General features: G+C 45.7%; 18 protein-coding genes and 1 pseudogene. 11 read left to right on the forward strand and 8 right to left on the reverse strand.

What is annotated here, in order from left to right; genetic code table 11:
- Positions 1-90: 90 nt before the first annotated feature.
- The 5 genes from recN to E4T80_RS00745 are packed head-to-tail and all read left to right on the forward strand — an operon-like array spanning position 91 to position 5,330.
- Positions 91-1,770, forward strand: coding sequence for a DNA repair protein RecN (gene recN, locus E4T80_RS00725; RefSeq protein ID WP_135054056.1), 1,680 nt, complete (start codon positions 91-93; stop codon positions 1,768-1,770).
- Between the two features lie 51 nt (positions 1,771-1,821).
- Complete coding sequence (gene mutH, locus E4T80_RS00730; RefSeq protein ID WP_135054088.1) at positions 1,822-2,517, forward strand: DNA mismatch repair endonuclease MutH; 696 nt, start codon at positions 1,822-1,824, stop codon at positions 2,515-2,517.
- 36 nt (positions 2,518-2,553) lie between these two features.
- Positions 2,554-3,591 (forward strand): beta-N-acetylhexosaminidase, encoded by a 1,038-nt coding sequence (nagZ, locus tag E4T80_RS00735; RefSeq protein ID WP_135054058.1) that lies wholly within the window; start codon positions 2,554-2,556, stop codon positions 3,589-3,591.
- Positions 3,584-4,780, forward strand: coding sequence for a 23S rRNA (uracil(747)-C(5))-methyltransferase RlmC (rlmC, locus tag E4T80_RS00740; protein WP_135054060.1), 1,197 nt, complete (start codon positions 3,584-3,586; stop codon positions 4,778-4,780). The genes nagZ and rlmC overlap by 8 nt, the downstream gene beginning before the upstream one ends.
- On the forward strand, positions 4,764-5,330 hold the full coding sequence (locus E4T80_RS00745; RefSeq protein ID WP_135054062.1) for an anthranilate synthase component II: 567 nt from the start codon (positions 4,764-4,766) through the stop codon (positions 5,328-5,330). The genes rlmC and E4T80_RS00745 overlap by 17 nt, the downstream gene beginning before the upstream one ends.
- 50 nt (positions 5,331-5,380) lie before the next feature.
- Here E4T80_RS00745 and aspA read toward each other — a convergent pair whose 3' ends face one another.
- From aspA to purM, 3 genes are all read right to left on the reverse strand, one after another.
- A complete protein-coding gene (gene aspA, locus E4T80_RS00750) occupies positions 5,381-6,805 on the reverse strand; it encodes an aspartate ammonia-lyase (protein WP_135054064.1) in 1,425 nt (474 codons plus the stop codon).
- A 205-nt stretch (positions 6,806-7,010) separates the two neighbouring features.
- The gene (gene purN / locus E4T80_RS00755) at positions 7,011-7,649 is read right to left on the reverse strand and encodes a phosphoribosylglycinamide formyltransferase (protein WP_135054066.1); all 639 of its coding nucleotides are present in this window, start codon (positions 7,647-7,649) and stop codon (positions 7,011-7,013) included.
- 59 nt (positions 7,650-7,708) lie between these two features.
- On the reverse strand, positions 7,709-8,740 hold the full coding sequence (gene purM / locus E4T80_RS00760; protein ID WP_135054068.1) for a phosphoribosylformylglycinamidine cyclo-ligase: 1,032 nt from the start codon (positions 8,738-8,740) through the stop codon (positions 7,709-7,711).
- 185 nt (positions 8,741-8,925) lie between these two features.
- On the opposite strand from purM, the gene E4T80_RS00765 reads away from it, so the two are divergent.
- From E4T80_RS00765 to folK, 4 genes are all read left to right on the forward strand, one after another.
- Positions 8,926-9,990 (forward strand): acyl-CoA dehydrogenase family protein, encoded by a 1,065-nt coding sequence (locus E4T80_RS00765; RefSeq protein ID WP_135054070.1) that lies wholly within the window; start codon positions 8,926-8,928, stop codon positions 9,988-9,990.
- 249 nt (positions 9,991-10,239) lie between these two features.
- Complete coding sequence (gene dksA / locus E4T80_RS00770) at positions 10,240-10,686, forward strand: RNA polymerase-binding protein DksA (RefSeq protein WP_047975916.1); 447 nt, start codon at positions 10,240-10,242, stop codon at positions 10,684-10,686.
- 23 nt (positions 10,687-10,709) lie between these two features.
- Positions 10,710-12,281, forward strand: coding sequence for a polynucleotide adenylyltransferase PcnB (gene pcnB, locus E4T80_RS00775; RefSeq protein WP_135054072.1), 1,572 nt, complete (start codon positions 10,710-10,712; stop codon positions 12,279-12,281).
- Entirely contained in the window at positions 12,281-12,754 is a 474-nt protein-coding gene (folK, locus tag E4T80_RS00780) for a 2-amino-4-hydroxy-6-hydroxymethyldihydropteridine diphosphokinase (RefSeq protein WP_135054074.1), read from the forward strand. Before pcnB ends, folK begins: the two co-directional genes overlap by 1 nt.
- Positions 12,755-12,884: 130 nt before the next feature.
- Here folK and E4T80_RS00785 read toward each other — a convergent pair whose 3' ends face one another.
- Positions 12,885-13,985 (reverse strand): metallophosphoesterase, encoded by a 1,101-nt coding sequence (locus tag E4T80_RS00785; protein WP_135054076.1) that lies wholly within the window; start codon positions 13,983-13,985, stop codon positions 12,885-12,887.
- Between the two features lie 183 nt (positions 13,986-14,168).
- Positions 14,169-15,614: a catalase gene (locus tag E4T80_RS00790; protein ID WP_135054078.1), complete on the reverse strand. Its 1,446-nt coding sequence runs from the start codon at positions 15,612-15,614 to the stop codon at positions 14,169-14,171.
- A 262-nt stretch (positions 15,615-15,876) separates the two neighbouring features.
- On the opposite strand from E4T80_RS00790, the pseudogene E4T80_RS00795 reads away from it, so the two are divergent.
- Together E4T80_RS00795 and E4T80_RS00800 are read left to right on the forward strand one after the other, a co-directional pair.
- Positions 15,877-16,673: pseudogene (locus tag E4T80_RS00795) on the forward strand (sulfite exporter TauE/SafE family protein).
- 14 nt (positions 16,674-16,687) lie between these two features.
- Complete coding sequence (locus E4T80_RS00800; RefSeq protein WP_135054080.1) at positions 16,688-17,443, forward strand: SDR family oxidoreductase; 756 nt, start codon at positions 16,688-16,690, stop codon at positions 17,441-17,443.
- Positions 17,444-17,724: 281 nt separating this feature from the next.
- On the opposite strand, the gene E4T80_RS00805 is transcribed toward E4T80_RS00800, so the two are convergent.
- The 3 genes from E4T80_RS00805 to E4T80_RS00815 form a co-directional block, all read right to left on the reverse strand.
- On the reverse strand, positions 17,725-18,480 hold the full coding sequence (locus tag E4T80_RS00805; RefSeq protein ID WP_047975910.1) for an ABC transporter permease: 756 nt from the start codon (positions 18,478-18,480) through the stop codon (positions 17,725-17,727).
- Between the two features lie 39 nt (positions 18,481-18,519).
- Positions 18,520-19,899, reverse strand: coding sequence for an L-serine ammonia-lyase (locus E4T80_RS00810; protein ID WP_135054082.1), 1,380 nt, complete (start codon positions 19,897-19,899; stop codon positions 18,520-18,522).
- A 96-nt stretch (positions 19,900-19,995) separates the two neighbouring features.
- Positions 19,996-21,225, reverse strand: coding sequence for a serine/threonine transporter (locus tag E4T80_RS00815; protein WP_135054084.1), 1,230 nt, complete (start codon positions 21,223-21,225; stop codon positions 19,996-19,998).
- Between the last annotated feature and the right edge of the window lie 818 nt (positions 21,226-22,043).

The following is a 22,043-nucleotide window of genomic DNA, read 5'->3' on the forward strand; positions in this document are numbered from 1 at the left end:
TCTTTACAAAAAAATGATTGAAAACTATTTACTGGATAATAAAACAGATTTACTATATATCCATACAGTTTTGTTATCTGGAAATCGTGTATGCTGACTCAACTCACTATCAATAATTTTGCAATTGTCCGCCATTTAGTGCTGGATTTAAACGAAGGAATGTCGGTGATTACCGGCGAAACGGGCGCAGGGAAATCGATCGGGATTGACGCTTTAGGACTGTGTTTGGGCTACCGCTCGGAAAGTTCGATGATCCGTAACGGTGCGGATAAGGCGGATATTAGTGCCACCTTTTTGATGCAGCCCGACAGCCCGGCATATCTGTGGCTCAAACAACACGAATTATTAGATGAAGACAATCCGCAAGAGTGCATTTTACGCCGAATGATCACGACTGAAGGACGTTCTAAAGCCTTTGTAAACAACCACCCATTGCCGATTTCTCAACTGCGGGAGCTAGGGCAATATTTGATTCATCTCAACGGTCAGCACGCCCCGCAACTTCTCTTAAAAAGCGATTATCAGCTTGAGTTGGTCGATAATTATGCCGACAATCACGCTTTATTAGCCAAAATGGCAACCCAATACGCACACTGGAAAACCTTGCACAAGCAGGTCAAAAATTTCCACCAACAATGCCAAGAGAACGAAGCCCGTAAGCAGCTTTTGCAATATCAGGTTGATGAATTAGATGAATTTGCGATTAAGCAAGGGGAATTTGAACAACTGGAAGAAGATCAAAACCGCCTCGCCAATGCGGAGCAGCTCACGGCACTATCTCAATCGGTTGTCGATACCCTTAGCGAAAACGAGTTGAATGTCGATTCAATGATTTTCCGTAGCATTCGGGATTTGGAAGAGTTGGCGGAAATGGATGAACGCTATCAATCGGCGCTGGAAATGCTAAACGAAGCCTTAATCCAAGTGCAAGAAGCCAGTTCCGAAATCAGCCAGCTTGCCGGCAATATTGAACAAGATCCCGCTTTATTAAATGAGATTGACGAACGTTTAAGCACCACAATGCAGCTTGCCCGCAAACATCAAGTGGCGGCAGAAGATTTATGGCAGCATCACCAAACCTTGCAGCAAGAGCTAGACGCATTATTGGCATTTGAGGATAATGAGGAACAGTTAATTGAAGCCGAGCAAGCAGCACACCAAGCCTGTGTCGCACTCGCCGAGCAAATTTACCTTAAACGTCAAACGGCAGGGCAAAAACTGGCTCAACAAGTTACCCGCCAAATCAAACAACTGGCAATGGAAAACGGCGAATTCTTTATTGATATTCAGCATAATACGGAAAAATTATCGCCCAACGGGTCTGATTTTGTGGAGTTTAATCTACGCAGTAACCTCGGGCAAAATGCCCAACCGTTAGCCAAAATCGCCTCCGGCGGTGAGCTGTCTCGTATTTCACTCGCCGTACAAGTGCTCACTGCGAATAAACGCTCTACCCCAACGATTATTTTTGACGAAGTTGATGTCGGCATTAGCGGCCCGACAGCAACCGTCGTCGGCAAACTACTGCGTAAACTAGGCAAAAAATGTCAAGTGTTATGCGTAACCCACTTACCACAGGTTGCCAGCCACGGTAATCATCACTTTAATGTGTCTAAATTTGTCGAAAATAATCAAACGGAGACAAAAATGCAACTTTTAGCGCCAAAAGAACGGGTAAAAGCCTTGGCAAGATTACTCGGCGGTTCAACCATTACGGATGCCGTATTAGCTAATGCGCAAGAAATGCTCAAATTATCCGAACTAGAATAACCGAATAAAAGCCAGTAGAATGGCACATTTATTTTCACGCAAATTAAAATGATGCAACTTGCCACCTACTCCGCTACCGAAAGTGTCTTACTTGAAAAAGCCCAATGGTTAATGGGCTTTACACTGGGCGAGATTGCTCGGCAACTGCACATCAATGTGCCGAGCGATCTTAAGCGGGATAAAGGCTGGGTAGGAAACTTGATTGAAACGGCACTCGGTGCAAAAGCAGGCAGCAAGCCGGAACAGGATTTTGCCCATTTAAAGATTGAATTAAAAACGATACCCGTTGATACCCAAGGAATGCCGTTGGAAACGACCTTCGTCAGCCTTGCTCCCTTAACCCAAAATAACGGTATTACTTGGCAAACCTCACACGTTCGCCACAAGTTACAACGGGTTTTGTGGATACCGGTAGAAGGCACACGCACGATCCCTCTCGCCACACGGCGCATCGGGCAACCGGTTTTATGGTCGCCTACCCCAGAACAAGAACGGCAATTACAGCAGGACTGGGAAGAATTGATGGAATTGATTGTGCTAGGGCGGCTAAACGAAATTAATGCCACGCTCGGCGAGGTAATGCAGCTCCGCCCGAAAGGCAGAAACAATCGTTCAAGGGCTGAGGCAGTCAATCAATTCGGTGAAAAAACCCAATCGCTGCCTTTGGGATTCTATTTGCGTAAAACATTTACCGCCGAGATTTTGCACCGCTTTTTACAGTCGCAAAATGAGATTAAACCGTTATAAAATAGCACAATAAATGATTTCCACAAGGTAGCTTCTATGTTATTGATCGACTTAGTCGGTTATGAATTAACCGCCGAAGAAAAAGAGATGCTGGCACATCCCTTTGTATCCGGACTGATTTTATTCAGCCGCAATTTCCATGACAAAGCCCAACTTCAAGAGCTTATACAATCCGTACGCCGACAGATCAAAAAACCGTTACTGATTACGGTCGATCAAGAGGGCGGGCGGGTGCAACGCTTCCGTGAAGGCTTTACCCAACTGCCTGCAATGCAATCTTTCCAAATGCTTAATGCCGATATTAGCGAACAAAAGCAACTTGCTCACGAAGCCGGCTGGTTAATGGCAGCAGAAATGTTTGCTTTGGATATTGATCTGAGCTTTGCGCCGGTGCTTGATCTCGGTCATTCCTGCAAAGCCATCGGCGATCGGGCTTTTGGCTCAGAACTTTCCACAATGCTGCCGATTGCCGAAGCCTTTATTGACGGAATGCTTGAAACCGGAATGGCAACCACCGGCAAACATTTTCCGGGGCACGGCAACGTGTTAGCCGATTCCCACCTCGAAACACCGTTTGATGATCGCAATAAAGAGACGATTTTCGCTCACGATCTGCAACCCTTTAAGCAACTGATTGCCAAAAACAAATTATCGGCAATTATGCCCGCTCACGTCATTTATACTCAATGTGATAATCAGCCCGCCAGCGGCTCGGCGTATTGGCTCAAAACCGTTTTGCGCCAACAGTTGCAATTTAACGGCGTGATTTTCTCCGATGATTTGGGAATGAAAGGGGCCGACTTTATGGGCGATTATGTGGAACGCAGCCAAAAAGCATTACAAGCGGGTTGCGATCTACTATTGCTTTGCAACGAGCCGAACGGTGTCGTACAAGTATTGGATAAACTGAAATATCAGCCTAGTGCCGCCCAACAAAGCTGCCACCATAAATTGATGAAGCGCAAATCACTGACTTGGCAAATGCTACAAGCCAGCCCTCGCTGGCAGCAAGCGCACCAACGGTTAGCCCGCTTACAAAACGACTGGTTGGAATGGAAAGCCCGTAATGCCTAATATGTTGAATTGTCGGCATTTCGAGCAAAACCACTGCCGCTCTTGCCAATGGCTAACAAAAACCTACGACCGGCAACTCATTGATAAATCGGCGGATCTCACGCGGTTAGTTTCGCCCTTTATGTTGCAAAACGGAAAAACGGAAGTATTACCTCCCGTCGTTTCGCCGATTAACGCTTTCCGCAATAAAGCGAAAATGGTGGTATCCGGCAGTGTCGAACGCCCGATTTTAGGCATTTTATCCGACCCTAACGATCCACAAAGTGCCGTTGATCTGACGGATTGCCCGCTCTATCCGCCCACATTTCAAACGCTGTTCCCGATCTTAAAACACTTTATCGGGCGGGCCGGATTAGTCCCTTACAATGTGGCAAAAAAGCGGGGCGAACTCAAATATATTTTATTGAGCGAGAGCCGACACAACCAATCCATAATGCTCCGCTTTGTGTTAAAAAGTGAGCTGAAACGACCGCTTGTCGAGCGGGAATTACCAATGCTGCTCGCTCAACTACCACAAAACTCGGTGGTCAGTTTGAATATTCAGCCGCATCATTCTGCTGTTTTGGAGGGGGAGCGGGAGATCTTTTTGACGGCGCGGCAAACTCTCGAAGAACATTTTAACGGCATTCCGCTGTTTATTCGCCCTCAAGGTTTCTTTCAAACTAACCCCGTTGTTGCCGAACAACTTTATGCCACGGCTCAAAAATGGGTGGAAACATTACCGGTCCACACCCTTTGGGATCTGTTTTGCGGCGTTGGCGGCTTTGGCTTACACTGCGCTAAAGCGTTGCAAGCCAAATACCCCCATATTGCATTAACCGGAATTGAGATTTCAGCCGCTGCCATTGCCTGTGCCAGCCAATCAGCCGCTCGGCTTGGGCTTTCACAGGTTAAGTTTGCCTCACTCGATTCTGCCCAATTTGCGCTTAACCAAACGGATAAACCGGATTTAGTGATTGTCAATCCGCCAAGACGGGGCATCGGTAATCACTTGGCAAGCTATTTGGAGCAACTGGGAGCGCCCTTTCTGCTTTACTCCAGTTGCAATGCGCAAACAATGGCGGACGATTTTGCCTATCTCCGCCATTACGCCCTCAAGAAAATCCAATTATTTGATATGTTTCCCCATACGGCACATTATGAAGTACTGACGCTGTTGGAGCGGACCGAAAATGTTACTGATTGTTGATAATAATGACTCTTTCACCTTCAATTTGGTCGATTTAATTCGCAAAATCGGCGTAGCGATGGAAATCGTTCCCGTTGCCGAATTAGATTTAGACAAAGTAGAAGCCTTTAGCCATATTTTAATTTCACCCGGCCCCGATGTACCGAGGGCTTACCCCCAACTATTTGCCTTGTTGGAACGCTATCACCAGACCAAATCTATATTAGGGGTATGCCTTGGGCATCAAACATTGTGTGAATTTTTTGGCGGCGAACTCTATAACCTTGGTCAAGTGCGGCACGGGCAGCAACGTTTTCTCATTCAAGATAAACCCAATCGGCTACTTGCCGACTTACCCAAACAATTCCAAATCGGTCTGTATCATTCTTGGGCAATTTCACAAGAATCGCTCGCCAACTCACCGCTTGTCGCCACTGCCTTTTGCGATCAGCATATTTTAATGGCAGTTCAGCACCGAGATTTACCCTTATTCAGCGTACAATTTCACCCTGAATCCTTTATCACGGAATACGGCGAGCAAATCTTAAGAAACTGGTTGAACCGAACCTAAAACAAAAAGGGTTAAGAAAAATATCTTAACCCTTTGTTTATGAAATCATCTTACTCGTCTTCAAACCGCTTCGCTTTATATTTCGGGTTCATCAGATTTTCAACGGACAGAATATCATCTAATTGTTCTTCGGTGAGCACCCCTCTCTCAAGTACAACCTCTTTCACACCTTTACCTGTTGTTGCACAAATTTTGCCGACAATATCGCCGTTATGGTGCCCGATAAACGGATTGAGGTAGGTTACGATACCGATTGAATTAAACACATAGCTTTCGCACACGTCCTTATTCGCCGTAATGCCGTCAATACATTTATCACGCAAATTCACACAGGCATTGGCTAAAATGTCAATGGATTCAAACATTGCCTGCCCGATAACAGGCTCCATTACATTCAGTTGTAATTGACCGGCTTCCGCCGCAAAGGTGATCGCCGTATCGTTACCGATCACTTTAAAGCACACTTGATTAACCACTTCCGGCACAACCGGGTTTACTTTCGCCGGCATAATAGACGAACCGGCTTGCAATTCCGGTAGGTTGATTTCGTTCAAACCGGCTCTCGGCCCTGACGATAACAGACGCAAATCGTTACACACTTTAGACAGTTTTACCGCTGTGCGTTTTAATGCGCCGTGCACCATCACATAAGCGCCGCAATCTGATGTGGCTTCAATCAAATTTTCAGATAATACACACGGCAGTTGAGTTACTTCCGAGAGGTATTTTACCGCCAAAGGCGCATAACCTTCCGGGGTGTTGAGCCCCGTGCCGATCGCAGTCGCTCCGAGATTGACTTCTAACAGTAATTCGGCAGTCCGTTTGAGATTTTTCACCTCTTCATCAAGTAGTACCGAGAAAGCCTTAAATTCTTGCCCCAGTGTCATCGGCACGGCATCTTGTAACTGGGTACGCCCCATTTTTAAGATTTGGGCAAACTCCGCCGCTTTATTTTCAAAGCCTTGTTGTAAATAAAGCACCTTGCTAATCAACTGCATCACACTGTTATACACGGCAATGCGGAAGCCTGTCGGGTAGGCATCGTTGGTTGATTGGCTGGCATTAACGTGATCCATCGGGTCTAAATATTGGTATTCACCTTTTTTATGCCCTAAGATTTCGAGAGCTAAATTTGCCACCACTTCGTTCGTATTCATATTGACGGATGTCCCCGCCCCACCTTGATACACATCGGACGGGAACTGATCCATACAACGCCCGTTAACAAGAATTTCATCACAGGCTTGCACAATCGCTTTAGCAATTTTTTTCGGAATTGCCCCTAATTCGCCGTTGGCAAGTGCGGTGGCTTTTTTCACCATCACCATTCCCCGCACAAACTCCGGCACATCAGAAATCGTATTATTTGAGATATTAAAATTTTCGATCGCCCGTAAGGTATGAATGCCCCAATAAGCCTCATTCGGTACTTCTCGTTCACCTAATAAATCCACTTCAAGACGTGTATTGCTCATAATTTTTTCCTACTCTGTTTGTTAAACAATAACGGGGCGGATCATACAGAGAAGCGGCGCAGAAAAATGCGATCTAGATCATATTTTTAAAATCAGGGAGGGCGATATAAATTGCGTTTTCAGATTAGTTTTTTTTATGATAAAGCCCTTTGGGACACAAAGGGCATTTTGCAAATAAGAGAGATTAAATGACCGCTTGTCTCAATTATTCTATCGCATAGCCTTGCGGCCCAAGAGGTTGATTATCCAAATAGGCTTTGCCGTTCTCCAAATACAGACGATCAGCACAAAACCATTGTACGACGAGAGGATAGCAGCGATGCTCTTGCTCATACACCCGCTGAATCACCTCATCTAGCACATCATCGGGATAAATCGGCACTTTCGCCTGCAAAATAATTGCCCCGCCGTCCACTTCCTCATTCACAAAATGAATGCTCATACCGTGCTCACGATCACCGGCTGCCATTGCCCGTTCGTGGGTATGTAAACCGGCATATTTCGGCAATAATGACGGGTGGATATTGATAATTTTACCGGCAAAACGGCAGGTAAATTCGGCAGTGAGAATTTTCATATAGCCCGCCAGCACAATCAAATCCGCATCGAGCCGGATTAATTGCTCGGCAATCGCACTATCCATTGCCTGATTACTATCAAAGGCTTTCCTCTCAAACACAAAGGTTGGAATACCGACTTGTTCTGCCCGTACCAAACCGTAAGCGTCCGCTTTATTGGAAATGACCGCACAAATTCTGCCGTTTATATTACCGGCTTGCTGCGCCTCAATGATTTTTTGTAAATTCGTGCCGCTGCCCGAAATCATCACCACAATATTTTTCATATTTATTCCAAAAAATACCCCCCTATAAGCAGGGGGGATAGACTGTTATGCGTTAAATTTTAGAGGATTTCAACCTGCTCTGCGCCTTCGGCGCGGTTTTCAATCTTGCCGATAACCCACGCCTCTTCGCCGGCTTGTTTTAACACCGCTAACGCCGTTTCCACATCACTTTCCGGCAGGGCAATCACCATTCCCACACCGCAGTTAAAGGTGCGGTACATTTCATAACGGCTGATATTACCTTTCTCTTGCAACCACTTAAATGCCGGTGCCCATTCCCAGCTCGCTTCGTTGATGACCGCTTTCACATTCGGCGGTAATACCCGTGGAATATTTTCCCAGAAGCCGCCGCCGGTTAAATGGGCAATAGCGTGAACATCCGCTTGTTTGATCAGTTGAAGGACCGATTTCACATAAATTTTGGTTGGTGCAAGCAAATGCTCGCTGAGCGGTTTGCCGGCTAACTCATCGTTAGCATTCGCTCCGCTAACTTCCAACACTTTACGGATCAATGAGTAGCCGTTAGAGTGCGGTCCGCTTGAGCCAAGTGCAATCAGCGTATCGCCCACTTTCACCGCAGAGCCGTCAATAATATCGGCTTTTTCCACCACGCCGACACAGAAACCGGCTAAATCGTAATCGCCTGCGTGATACATTCCCGGCATTTCCGCCGTTTCACCGCCGACTAACGCACAGCCTGACTGTTCACAACCGTTGGCAATCCCCTTAATCACCGAGCTTGCCACCTCAACATCTAATTTACCAGTTGCGTAGTAATCTAAAAAAAATAAAGGTTCTGCGCCTTGCACAACCAAATCGTTCACACACATTGCGACTAAATCAATGCCGATTGTGTCGTGTTTGTTGAGATCGATCGCCAAGCGTAATTTCGTGCCGACACCGTCCGTACCAGATACAAGAATCGGCTCTTTATATTTGGTTGGTAAGGCACATAACGCACCAAAGCCACCTAATCCACCCATTACTTCCGGACGGCGCGTGCGTTTTACATCCTCTTTGATACGCTCGACCAATTCGTTTCCTGCGTGGATATCTACGCCAGCATCTTTATAACTTAGTTGTGTTGTCACAGAAAAAACCTCAATCAAATAAAAACCGTTCGGAATTATACCACCAAGCAAACGTTTGCGATAGCGTTCGCCTGTAAATCTTTTTAATAGCATTTTGAAATATCAAAATACTATTATCTATTTCAACGCTATAAAAAACTCCTCTAGGATAGAGCTATCCCACTATTGAGAAGAAGGAACACACAATGTCATTACTTTCAGCAAATTTCACCGACTGGCTGGTAAAACACGCCGACACTCTCGATCAATCCAATCAACACAGTGCCGAGTTACTCACCAAAATCGCTAATGAAGGTATCTTTCGCTTAGGCGTACCCGCCGAATTTGGCGGCGACGGCAAATCCATTTTCAATGCGATTCAAGGCATTGAAGCCCTTGCTCAATACTCCCTAACCGCCGCTTTCATCAGTTGGGGACACCTCACGCTGATCGAAAATCTGATTGCCTCCGCTAATCCGATCCCCCGCCAATTATGGCTGGCGGAATTGCTAAGCGGTAAACGCTCCGGCGGCACGGGGCTGTCTAATGCGGTCAAATTCCTCTCCGGTGTGGAAGAGTTGCAAGTTACCCTTTCCGAACGGGGCGGCAAAAAAGTCTTAAACGGGCGGCTGCCTTGGGTAACCAACTTGCAAGCGGGGCGTTTCGTTGCTATTTTTGCAGCGGCAGTCGAAGGCAGCAATCAGTCGGTTATCTTGACCGTCCCCTCCGAAGCAGACGGCTTGAGCCGCAGCGATGATTTGGAGTTTATCGCACTGCAAGGCAGCAATACCGCTGCATTAACCTTTGAGAATGTGGAACTAAATCCCGATTGGATAATCTCATCAGACGCAAATCACTATCTCGCACAAATTCGCCCCGCTTTTTTAGGCTTACAATGCGGAATGCCGTTCGGGCTCGCCAAACGTTGCTTAGCGGAAGTTGCCGCAACGCTGGCATCAAACCGAGCCGTCTTACAGCAAGAATGGCAAACCGTCAGCCAACGCCTCGCGGAGATTGAGCAACAATTAGCACAGGGATTGGCGGAAAAAGATTACTTTATTCGCCACCCGAAAGCCTTATTCCAATTACGGATAGACATTGTTGATGTGGTCGCTCAAAGTGTATTACTGGAACTGCAAGCCGGCGGCGGACGAGGCTACCTCAAGCACGGCGGGTTAAGTTTCGCACGCCGTTGGCGTGAAGCGGCATTTTTGCCGATTGTTACGCCAAGTGCCGTCCAACTGCGTTTAGTGTTAGCGAACAGCAAATAGCACACGGCTCGGTTATTTGCTGAAAAAGTCGGCGTATTTTTGCAAATTTATTTGCCAAAGGGCTTTTCTTTTGCTATTTATACGCCCCTAAAAACAGCCCCTAAATTTAGCAGCATCACCCAAGTTGGCAAAATCGCCCGCAATACTCTTTCATCACGCGGTCGCTTTTATCAACATTTTTGCAAAATGCCCTTTGGCAACTCGGGGAAATCGTGATCGGCAGTTAGGGAAACCAAAACGGAGTGAATTATGACAGTGGCAAAAACCACTTCTTTAAGTTTATTGACCCTTGCCGGGGTAACCCCTTACCAACTCGGTAAGGACGAAGAGTATATGAACGAAGCGCAAGAAGCGCATTTTCGTAAAATTCTCAAAGCGTGGCACGCACAAATTATGGAAGAAGCGGAACGTACCAAAAGCCAGATGCAAGATGATATTACTAATTTTGCCGATCCTGCCGACCGTGCCACTCAAGAGGAAGAATTTAGCTTAGAGTTACGCAACCGTGATCGTGAACGAAAATTACTCAAACGCATTGAACAGACCCTGATTAAATTAGACGAAGGCGATTACGGCTACTGCGATGCCTGCGGGATTGAAATCGGTCTGAAACGCTTAGAAGCCCGCCCGACCGCCGAGTTGTGCGTAGATTGCAAAACCCTAGCCGAAATTCGTGAAAAGCAGATGGGCGGTTAATTTCCCAGCTTAAACAAACAGATATGGACAATGAATTTCATTGTCCATTGTTACTTTATACGAGGTGTATTATTTTAAACTACATTAAATCCTTTTTTTCTCGGCAAAAAAAAGAGAAAAACCCACCGCTTGCAGAGCCGATTTCCCCTCAAAAATCGGGCAAGCCGCTTGTTCAGACTGCGCCGAAACGGGATAATGGTGTCGTACCAAAGAAAAATAGTAAAAAAGCGGCACATACCCCTCCGCATATTCTACATCAGCAATTTACGGTTAATGCGGCGGATTACGGCATCTCCCTGAAACATTTTCCGCAAAATGCGATCAACATTGTCAATAAATTACTCAATCACGGCTACCAAGCCTACATCGTCGGCGGCTGTATTCGTGATTTATTGCTAGGCAAGCCCGCTAAAGATTTTGACATTGCCACCAATGCCCGTCCGGAAGAAATCCAAAAGATTTTCGGTCGCCAATGTCGCATTATCGGTCGCCGTTTCCGCCTTGCTCATATTGTCTATGGGCGGGAGATTTACGAAGTCGCCACTTTCCGTGCCGAGCATCACCGCAACAGCAATGACAGAATGTCTAAAACCAGTGAAACGGGAATGCTGCTGCGGGATAATGTGTACGGCACAATGCGGGAGGACGCAGAACGGCGGGATTTCAGCGTTAATGCGCTCTACTTTGATGTCAAACGCCAACTGATCTTCGACTTTTTCAACGGCATCAAAGATCTGCGTGCCGGCAAACTGACTCTGATCGGCGATCCCGTTGTCCGCTATCAAGAAGATCCGGTCAGAATGTTGCGTGCCATACGCTTTATGGCAAAATTGGATATGTTTTTGGAAAAAAGCAGCGATGCACCAATTCGCCAAATGGCACACTTACTGAAAGCAATTCCACCGGCACGGCTGTTTGATGAATCGTTAAAATTACTGCAATCCGGCTGCGGCTTTAAAACCTACCAATTACTGCGTCAGTACGGCTTGTTTGAACAACTTTTTCCGGTGCTCGCCCCTTATTTTACCGAGCGTAACGACTCCCAAAGCGAAAAAATGATCGCCAAAGCGTTAAACTCAACGGACGAGCGTATTCGGGATAACCTACGGGTCAATCCCGCCTTTTTATTCGCCGCGCTGCTTTGGTATCCCCTGCGGGAAAAAATTGACGAGCTAAAAAACGAAGGCGGCTTAAACAGCTATGATGCAATGATGCTGGCGGCTAACGATATTTTGGCGGAAAGCAATCGTGCCGTTGCACTGCACCGTCGCCATACCGCCGTTATTCGAGATATTTGGGCGTTACAATTCCAATTCCCGAAACGCACGGAAAAACGGGCAAAACAAACCCTTGCTCACATCAAATTCCGTGCCGGTTTCGATTTACTGGTGATGCGGGCGGAAATTGAGGGCGGCGATTTAGTGGAATTAAGTGCGTGGTGGCACGAATTTCAATTCAGCAACGATAACCAACGCCACGATATTCTGCAAAATGTGAGAACCCCGCCAAGTTTCCGTGAAGAGCAACCGAAGCGTAAACGCAAACCCTGCCGCCGCTTTTCACGCGCGAAAAAACCGACACGGGGAGAACACTGATGCCTAGTGTTTATATTGCCCTCGGCTCAAACTTGGCAAATCCTGTTGCACAGTTGGAACAAGCGGTTGTTTCGCTCCAAAAATTTGCAAAGGAAATGAGCGTCAGTGCCTTTTACGGCAGCAAACCGCTAGGCCCGCAAGATCAACCCGATTATGTCAATGCCGTTGCAAAATTTGACACGGAACTCACCGCTTTAGCGCTGTTGGATCGCCTACAACAGATTGAGAATGAACAAGGGCGGGTACGCTTACGCCGTTGGGGCGAGCGTACCTTGGATCTGGATATTCTGCTTTACGGCAATGAGCAAATCTGCAGCGAACGTTTAACCGTGCCGCACTACGATATGACAAACCGTGAATTTATCATCGTGCCGCTCTACGAACTCAATCCCGATTTAATCTTACCGGACGGCACGCCGCTACGCAGCCTGTACCAGCAGTTTCAAGATCATCAGATGGTGAAAATCCGATAAGCGAGATGGTCTCTGACATTTTATGTGTAAAGCGTAGCCCCATTTCCCTTACATTGAGGGACGTGTAGCAATGAAAAACTAAAAAAAGAGAGGCATTTCTATATGTCTCTCTTTTTACTTTATGAGAAGATTACTGAGCGGTTAGCGACCGCCCTTTCAGATGGATAATCACCACTTCCGCCTGTGAGCCGAGCCGCATTGGGATTCCCCAAAAGCCGTAACCGGACGTAACCACATAATGCCCTTGTCCGATTTTTTGGTAGCCGTAATCAAGGGGATAAAGTAAGGCGGTGATCAAATTTGCCGGAAAAATCTGCCCTCGGTGAGTATGTCCCGATACTTGTAAATCAATGGGCAGTTTGGCGTGTTGCTCAATTTCGCTCGGGCGATGGTCGAGCAACAAAATCGGCAGGGTCGGATCGAGGTTTGCCAATAATTCGGCAGCCGTCGGGCGATTAGCGACTAAATCGTCGTTACGCCCGATAATCGCAAATTTTTGCGGTAAAACGACCGCTTGATCCGCCAATAAATGAATACCAGCTTGGCGGATTTGCTCAGCAATCGCCGCTTGATGTCCGAAAAAATCGTGATTGCCGAGGGTAGCATAAACACCCAACGGGGCATTTAATTTCTTGAGGGACGGTTGCATATTTTCGGCAAGGTAGGCTTCCACATTATCATCCATAATATCCCCCGGTAGCAAAATCAGATCGACCTTTTCCCGTTCAAAGATCGTAGCTAATTTGTCAAGCTGGCAGCGACCGACTAATTTGCCGAGATATAAATCGCTGGCAACGCCGATCTTCATTGGAGCGATCGGTTTATCCAATTCAATATCATAATGCACGATGTTGGGGACATAGGCGTTATACACACTCGTGCCGATCAGGGCGATAAATAAAATGCAATAGCCGCCTTTTAAGTAACGGTTAAGACGTTGCGGTTCAATCCAACGCTTAGCGAGCCAAGACAATAACTGGGTGGCAAGGCGGCTCAACAGCGCAAACCATAAGATGACAAGTAACAATGCCAACGGGCGAAATAATGTTATTTGGGTGGTGAAATGCAGCAGAATTAAGCCGTTAATCACGAGATAATTCAGGACAAGATTAACACGTCGTGCCGTTTTGCCGAAATTAAACAGCCACGCTTGCGTACGAGAGAAGGTATAAACCAGCCCTTGTAGGATAATCACCACAATCGCAAAGGTAATATAATAGCGGTATTCCATTTTTCCTCTTTAAAAATTAATTTGATGTCGTGGTGGCATAATATTACAAAAAATGCCGCATAACGTACCGCTTGTTGAATAACTTTGGTCATCAATGTTATGAAGAAAGCCCTATCGACTAATGCCGATAGGGCTTGGATATAGCAAACGCCTTAGGACAAGGAGAAAATATGTCTGAAATTGCTATTTAGCAAGTTTCTGACGAATGGCGTTTGCTAATTCGGTGCTGACTTTTTCAAAGTGAGCTAATTGTCTTTCCACGATTTCCGGTACGGTAACACCTGATAAACCGGCAGCAAAGTTACTTGCTAAACGGTCTTTTTGTTCCGGTGTGAAGATATTGTATAACGCAGCCGGTTGTGAGTAATAATCTTCATCGTACTCACGGAAGTTGAAGTGCGCCGCTTCACGTTCAATTTGAAGTGGTAATTGATCGTGGGTCGGAACGTATGTGTCAAAACGGTTTGGTGCATAGTTCGGATTTTCACCGCCGTTGTGATCTACACGCATTGCACCATCACGGTGAGTCGTGTGGTACGGGCATTTTGGTGCGTTCACCGGAATTTGGTGGTGGTTCACGCCTAAACGGTAACGCTGTGCATCTTGGTAAGAGAACAGACGACCTTGTAACATACGGTCTGGTGAGAAACCGATCCCCGGAACGATGTTGCTTGGCGCAAATGCCGCTTGTTCAACTTCAGCAAAGTAGTTTTGCGGGTTGCGGTTTAACTCTAATACACCCACTTCGATTAACGGGTAATCACCGTGCGGCCATACTTTTGTTAAGTCAAAAGCATAGTTGTGTTTATGCGCATCTGCTTCCGGCATAATTTGCACTTGGACTGTCCAACGTGGGAATTCGCCACGCTCAATCGCTTCGTATAAATCTTGTTGGCTGGATTCACGGTTTTCACCCACTACTTTTGCCGCTTCTTCGTTAGTGTAGAATTTGTGGCCTTGTTGAGTTTTGAAGTGGAATTTCACCCAGAAACGTTCGTTGTTATCGTTTACAAAGCTGTAAGTATGGCTACCGTAACCGTTCATATGACGCAATGTTTGCGGAATACCACGGTCAGAGAACAATGTCATAATTTGGTGCATTGACTCAGGGTGGCGAGACCAGAAATCCCACGCCGCATTCGCATCACGCAAGTTGGTTTGCGGGTTACGTTTTTGAGTATGAATAAAATCAGGGAATTTTAACGGATCACGGATAAAGAATACCGGTGTGTTGTTACCCACTAAGTCCCAGTTACCTTGAGAGGTATAGAATTTTAATGAGAAACCGCGTACATCACGCTCTGCATCTGCCGCACCACGTTCACCCGCTACGGTTGAAAAGCGTAATAACACTTCAGTTTGCGTACCCGGTTTAAATACCGCCGCTTTGGTGTATTGGGTAATATCTTGTGTTACGGTGAAAGTACCGTAAGCTGCCGAACCTTTAGCGTGAACTACACGCTCAGGAATACGCTCACGGGCAAAGTGGGCTAATTTCTCTTGAAACCAGACGTCTTGTAAAAGTAAAGGACCACGCGGACCTGCCGACATTGTATTGTCGTTATCCACCACTGGCGCACCGGCTGCCGATGTTAAAGTTTTGTGATCAAAAGGGCATTTCGCTGACATAAGTCATTCCTCCAACAAATAGATAGGTAAAACTACGGCGGCTATTATAAGCGTGCCGAAACATTTCTCAATCTATCAATCTAATAAAATATCTCGATTGATTTACTTTTAATTGATAGATTTTGAAAATCAAAATCACTAAAAATTCGCTATTCTTCAATATGAACGAAATTCATAGTCGGTTGAAAATCTTTCACTTTTATTTTGTCTAATGACCGCCTATACTTCCATTGTAACAAAATTGTTAAGACAAGGGGCAAAAATGACACAAACTTTTATCGAAGGCAGTATTATCGCCGACTATTTTTACATCGGGCTAGGTCTATTGATTTTGGCTTCACTGATCGCCGGTTATATTGATGCGATTGCCGGTGGTGCAGGGCTGATCTTAATTCCGGCATTTTTGATGGTGGGGCTGCCGCCCCAGCTTGCGTTAGGACAAGAGAAATTAGTCAGTACCCTCGGCACGATTGCCGCCATCAAAAACTTTATGAAAAGCAATGCAATCATTTGGAAGATTGTGCCGATTGGCATAGCCTCCGCCTTATTGGGTGCTTATTTAGGGGCAGAAGTCATTTTGATGCTGCCGACCCACATCATCAATTATATTATTTTTGCGTTTTTGCCGCTCGGCTTGGCTGCGACCTTGTTTAAAGGTAAATTGCTTGCCGGCAATCCACAAACCAACGAAATTAAAGAATCTGCGTTAGCGGTGTTTATTACCTGCTTAATTGTGGGCTTTACGACGGCTTTTTCGGGCCGGGCACAGGCAGTATTTTCATTATTGCGTTGTTTATCATCAATAAATTAAGCCTGCTACAAGCCTCGGCAACCTCAAAGATCTTTAATTTTGCCTCAAATATCGGAGCTTTCGTCTCCTTTTTAATTGCCGGCAAAATGGCTTTTCTGATTGGTATTCCGATGATTATCGCGAATTTACTTGGCAATCATTTCGGCAGCTTACACGCTATTCGTTCTAACGGTGAAATTATTAAGAAAATTTTAGTCATCACCGTGGGGCTATTGATGGTATCCTTAACCTACAAAGCATTATCTTAAAGAGGAGAAACACGATGAAAACTGCATTAGTAACAGGCGCAACCGCCGGTTTCGGCTTAGCCATTTGCAAAACCTTAATTGAAGCCGGCTACCAAGTGATCGGCACCGGCAGACGCACCGAGCGTCTCAATGAATTAAAATTGCAATTTGGCGACCGATTTCTACCGCTTGCATTCGATGTGCAAGACCTCACAGAGACCGAAAAACAGCTCGCCGCCCGTCCGCAAGGCTGGCAAGCGGTTGATTTATTGGTGAATAATGCCGGCTTGGCATTAGGGTTGGAACGGGCGGATCAAGCCAATCTTGACGATTGGACAACAATGATCGACACCAACATCAAAGGCTTAGTCGCCATTACCCGCTTTATCCTGCCGGAAATGGTGGCGAAAAATAGCGGGCATATTATCAATCTCGGTTCGATTGCCGGAAGCTACGCCTACCCCGGCGGGAATGTTTATGGCGGTACGAAAGCCTTCGTCAAGCAGTTTAGCCTGAATTTAAGGGCGGATTTGGCGGGAACGGCTATTCGGGTAAGCAATGTCGAACCGGGTCTATGCGGCGGCACGGAATTTTCCAATATCCGTTTTAAAGGCGATGACGAAAAAGCGGCTAAAGTCTATGAAAACGTGCAGTATGTTACCCCGCAGGATATTGCTAATATCGTGCTTTGGCTCAATCAACAGCCGCCGCACGTTAATATTAACCGCATTGAAGTGATGCCTACCGCCCAAACTTTTGCGCCGTTAGCCGTTTCAAGAGCGAACGGATAAACCAATAACACGTCGGGCGATATATTTTCCTATCGCCTGACGGATCTTTTCCTTGTCTAAATTTATGCGACACTGGCATAACTGACCTTTTAATAACAGCACGCTTTCCGTCATAATATCACGCCATTCTAAGATGTGATGAAACAGACTTACTGCGTGTGCCTAACCGCTCGGAATATCAATTTGGTAGGATTTCAGGGTGTCCCTAGAAGTTGATTAAAATCGTTTTCTGTCAAACTGCGACACCATTCGCAAATTTTCCCGCTAAACCGACTGCTTGTTTAGCTGCGTAGCCCTACCCCTTTTTCAATCAAGGTATAGGCGATAAGATAAAGCCCCAGCACAAACCCAGCCAATACGCCGAAAGTGTAGTAGATAGAGACATCCGCCGTCCCTAAAAAGCCGTAACGGAAACCGCTGATCATATACACAATCGGGTTAAATTGAGAGACGCTTTGCCAAAACGGCGGCAGGAGACTAATCGAGTAAAATACCCCGCCGAGATAGGTTAGCGGCGTTAGCACAAAGGTGGGGATTGTGCCGATATCATCAAAGGTTTTCGCAAAAATCGCGTTGATTAAACCGCCCAAGGCAAAGGCAATAATCGTCATCAGCATCGTCAGTACAATCACTGCCCAAGAATAGATCTCGTAAGAAACAAAACAGAGGGCGACAAGGGTAACCAAGATGCCGACCAGCCCGCCTCTCACTAAACTGCCCGCCACATAGCCCCAAATAATAATGTGAGTTGAAAGCGGCGAAACGAGCAATTCTTCAATATTGCGCACAAATTTACTAAGGAAAAACGAGGAAGCGGTATTATTATACGCCGCCGTAATCGCAGACATCATTATCAACCCTGGGGCGATAAACTGCATATAATTCACGCCGTTCATTTCCCCGATACGATGACCGATCAATGTCCCGAAAATCAAGAAATAGAGCAATGTCGTAATGATCGGCGGGACTAAGGTTTGTCGCCAAATCCGCAGCACCCGTTTTGCTTCCTTCATTGCCAGCGTATAAAATCCAATCATATTTGCCTCATTTCTCCCTAAATGCTGTGCTGATCTCGCTTAATCACACGGCACAATCTTAATTGCCAAGCCGCCTGTGGAGGTTTCACGGTATTTGGCATTCATATCTTTGCCGGTTTCGTACATTGTTTCAATCACTTTATCCAAGCTCACTCTCGGCTCGGAGGTTAAACGCAGTGCCATTCGACAAGCATTGATGGCTTTGACGGACGCAATCGCATTTCGCTCAATACACGGCACTTGCACCTGCCCGCCCACCGGATCGCAGGTTAAGCCGAGATTATGCTCCATTGCGATTTCCGCCGCAATACATACTTGAGTCGGCGAGCCGCCCATAATTTCCGCCAAGCCTGCCGCCGCCATTGAGCACGCTACACCAACTTCACCCTGACACCCCACTTCTGCACCGGAAATAGACGCATTCATTTTATACAGCGAGCCGATCGCACTGGTTGCCAATAAATAGCGTTCAACAATATCGTCATTTAGTTCCCCGATAAATCGGCGGTAATACGCCAGCACTGCCGGCACAATCCCGCACGCACCATTGGTTGGCGCAGTAACCACGCGACCGCCCGCCGCATTTTCTTCATTTACGGCTAAAGCAAACATATTCACCCAATCAATAATTTGCATCGGATCATTATTTAATTTGCCCGTTGCCTCAAGGGTTCGGCGTAAAGCGGGCGCGCGGCGGACAACTTTTAACGGCCCCGGCAATAAACCTTCCGTATTTAAGCCTCGCTCAATACAACTGTCCATCGCCTGCCAAATTCTCGCCAAATACTCTTTGATCTCTTGCTTCGGGCGCAACGCCAGTTCGTTACGCCACACTAAACTGGCAAGCGGTAACCCTTGTGCTTTGCAGTGATTTAGCAAATCTTCGGCATTTTTATAGGGAAACGGTACACTGATTTTGCTTTGTTGGGATTCACCAAAATGTTCATCATCGACAATAAAGCCGCCGCCGATCGAGTAATAGGTTTTACTGAACAGCGTTTCATCGCCGGCAAAGGCAGTGAAAATCACGCCGTTTTCGTGGCGAGGCAGAAAATCATAATGGAACGGCATATCCGCAAAGAAATCAAACCGAATTGTTTTGGCACTCTCCGGTCGTGCTTCCGCCAATACTAATTGTTGATCGGCTTTCAACCGGGTAATCACGCCTTCAATCCGCTCAATATCGACATTATCCGGTAAATAGCCCATCAATCCCATAATCACGGCAATATCGGTGCTATGCCCCCTTCCTGTCAGGGCAAGAGAGCCGTAAACATCAACACGCAAGCGGTCGGTTTTTGCCAATAATTTGCAAGCGACCAATTCATCAATAAATTCTTTGCCGGCTTTCATCGGGCCGACCGTATGGGAACTAGACGGGCCAATCCCCACTTTGAACATATCAAATACACTAATCATAAACACACTCAATCATAACAGACGAAAAAGTAGGTATCGCCACGATGCCGATACCTACTCGTAAACTCATCTCAAAATAGGAAAGATTCTATCACATTAGAATAAGCCGTAAACTATCGCTGAAATGGCAATCAGCCCCATTACGACCACAAAAACATTGCTAAGTTTACCGCCGAATTTTTGTAAAGACGGCACAGTGCGAATAGCATACATCGGCATAATAAACAGGATCATCGCAATCACCGGCCCGCCTAAGCTCTCAATGAAGCCGAGAATACTTGGGTTGATGGTTGCCACAATCCAAAGGGTAATCAAAAAGATCACCGCCGTAATTTTTTTGAATTTTGCCGGTTTGATCGGCTCATCACGTAACTGATTAACCAGCCCCTCTAAACCTTCTCTCGCCCCTAAATAATGCCCGAAGAATGAACTTCCGATAGCAAGGAAAGCGACCAACGGCCCAAAGTAAGAGATGACCGGATTATCGAATTTATTTGCCAAATAAGATAACACCGAGATGTTTTGCGATTTGGCTTCCGCTAATTCCTGCGGCGTTAGAGTTAATACACAGCTAAACACAAAGAACATCACAAATAACACTAAAATGCCTGCGGTGCAACGTAAGGTACGGCTGGCATTTTTATCGGTTTGTGCCGGATCTTGATAGAATTTTTGCTGTGAAAGAGCAAAACTTGAAATCGCCGGCGAGTGGTTAAATGCAAAGACTAAAACAGGAATTGTCAGCCATAATGTCAGCGCAAAATCACCGGCTTGCGGCACTTCGCTTAATGCAGCACCATTCCAATGCGGAATTAAATAAATAGATAAACCTAGTAAAATCGCGACCAGCGGATAGACCAAATAGGTGGTAATTTTCAACATCACCGCTTCATTGAGCAACATTACGCCAATCATCACCGCAATTAAAATCAGCGATAAAATGTATCTCGGCGGTACCGGCATTTGCAATTGGTTCTCCAAAAACGACGCTACGGTGTTAGTAATACCAACACCGTAGATCAATAAAATCGGGAAAATCGCTAAAAAGTAAAGTAACGTAATCATTACCCCTGCTAACTTACCAAAATGCTCCCGCACCACACTGGTAATATCGCTACCCGGCTGCTTAGACGACAGCACAAAACGGGCAAGCCCACGGTGTGCCAAATAGGTCATCGGTCCGACTAACACCGCCATTACCACTAAAGGTAAAAAGCCGCCCATTCCGGCATTGATAGGCAAAAACAATACACCGGCTCCGACCGCTGTACCAAATAAATTAAGTACCCACGTTAATGAAAAACGTGTTGATGAAGTTTGATCCATTCGATCCTCCAAAAGATTGAACAAGCGGTTGCCAAAACGGCAACCAAAATGATTTGGAGGATAACTAATCTAACAATGCAAACATAAGATCCACCGCCAAACCGAATGCGATCATAGTATTTTTAGGAAAAATCACAATCCCAAAATGTAAAAAATGTGATCTAGATAAAAGAAATTCAAGCTAATTTATTTATCTTGAATAAAATTTACCTTTTGTTGATTATTTTTAGGGCGATGATTTTTGGGTTCAGATGATAAAGATTAAAGTAAAACCGACTCACTGTTGTAGCTAGCAAGTGGTAAGATAGTCTCTTATTGCTGCAAAGCGAAATTGTGAACTAACATAGAGTTTTTTGATGAACACACTACAGCCACCGAAGTGAACTTAATCAATGATGGCAACTTTGAATTTGCCGTTTATTGCGTCTGCCCCAAATTAAGTATCTTCAATTGAAAGTAATCAGCTATTATGCAAAACACGAACCAATGTTTCTTTTCAAAAATACTTTTTCAGGAGGGCATTTTGTATAGTAGCAAGATAATCACTGTCTTTTTATTATTTTAGCAAGTTTTAACAATGAATTAAGACCTCAGTTCTGAGTTCCGTACTAGTAAAACAGAGTTAGATATTACCGGCAATACAGAAGAGCATTGATTTAGCCCGTATATTTGCTCAAGTTTATGTTTGAGTCCAGTTCATTTGCATTTGGTCGAACAGTGCATAACCGCTAAGCACAGCTATCACAGCAGATATTGGATGTATAGAAATGATTCAATACACAGTAAAATCAGCATTATTATAAAAAATTATCAATTAT

It is taken from the genome of Muribacter muris (assembly GCF_004569585.1).
Taxonomy (GTDB): domain Bacteria; phylum Pseudomonadota; class Gammaproteobacteria; order Enterobacterales; family Pasteurellaceae; genus Muribacter; species Muribacter muris.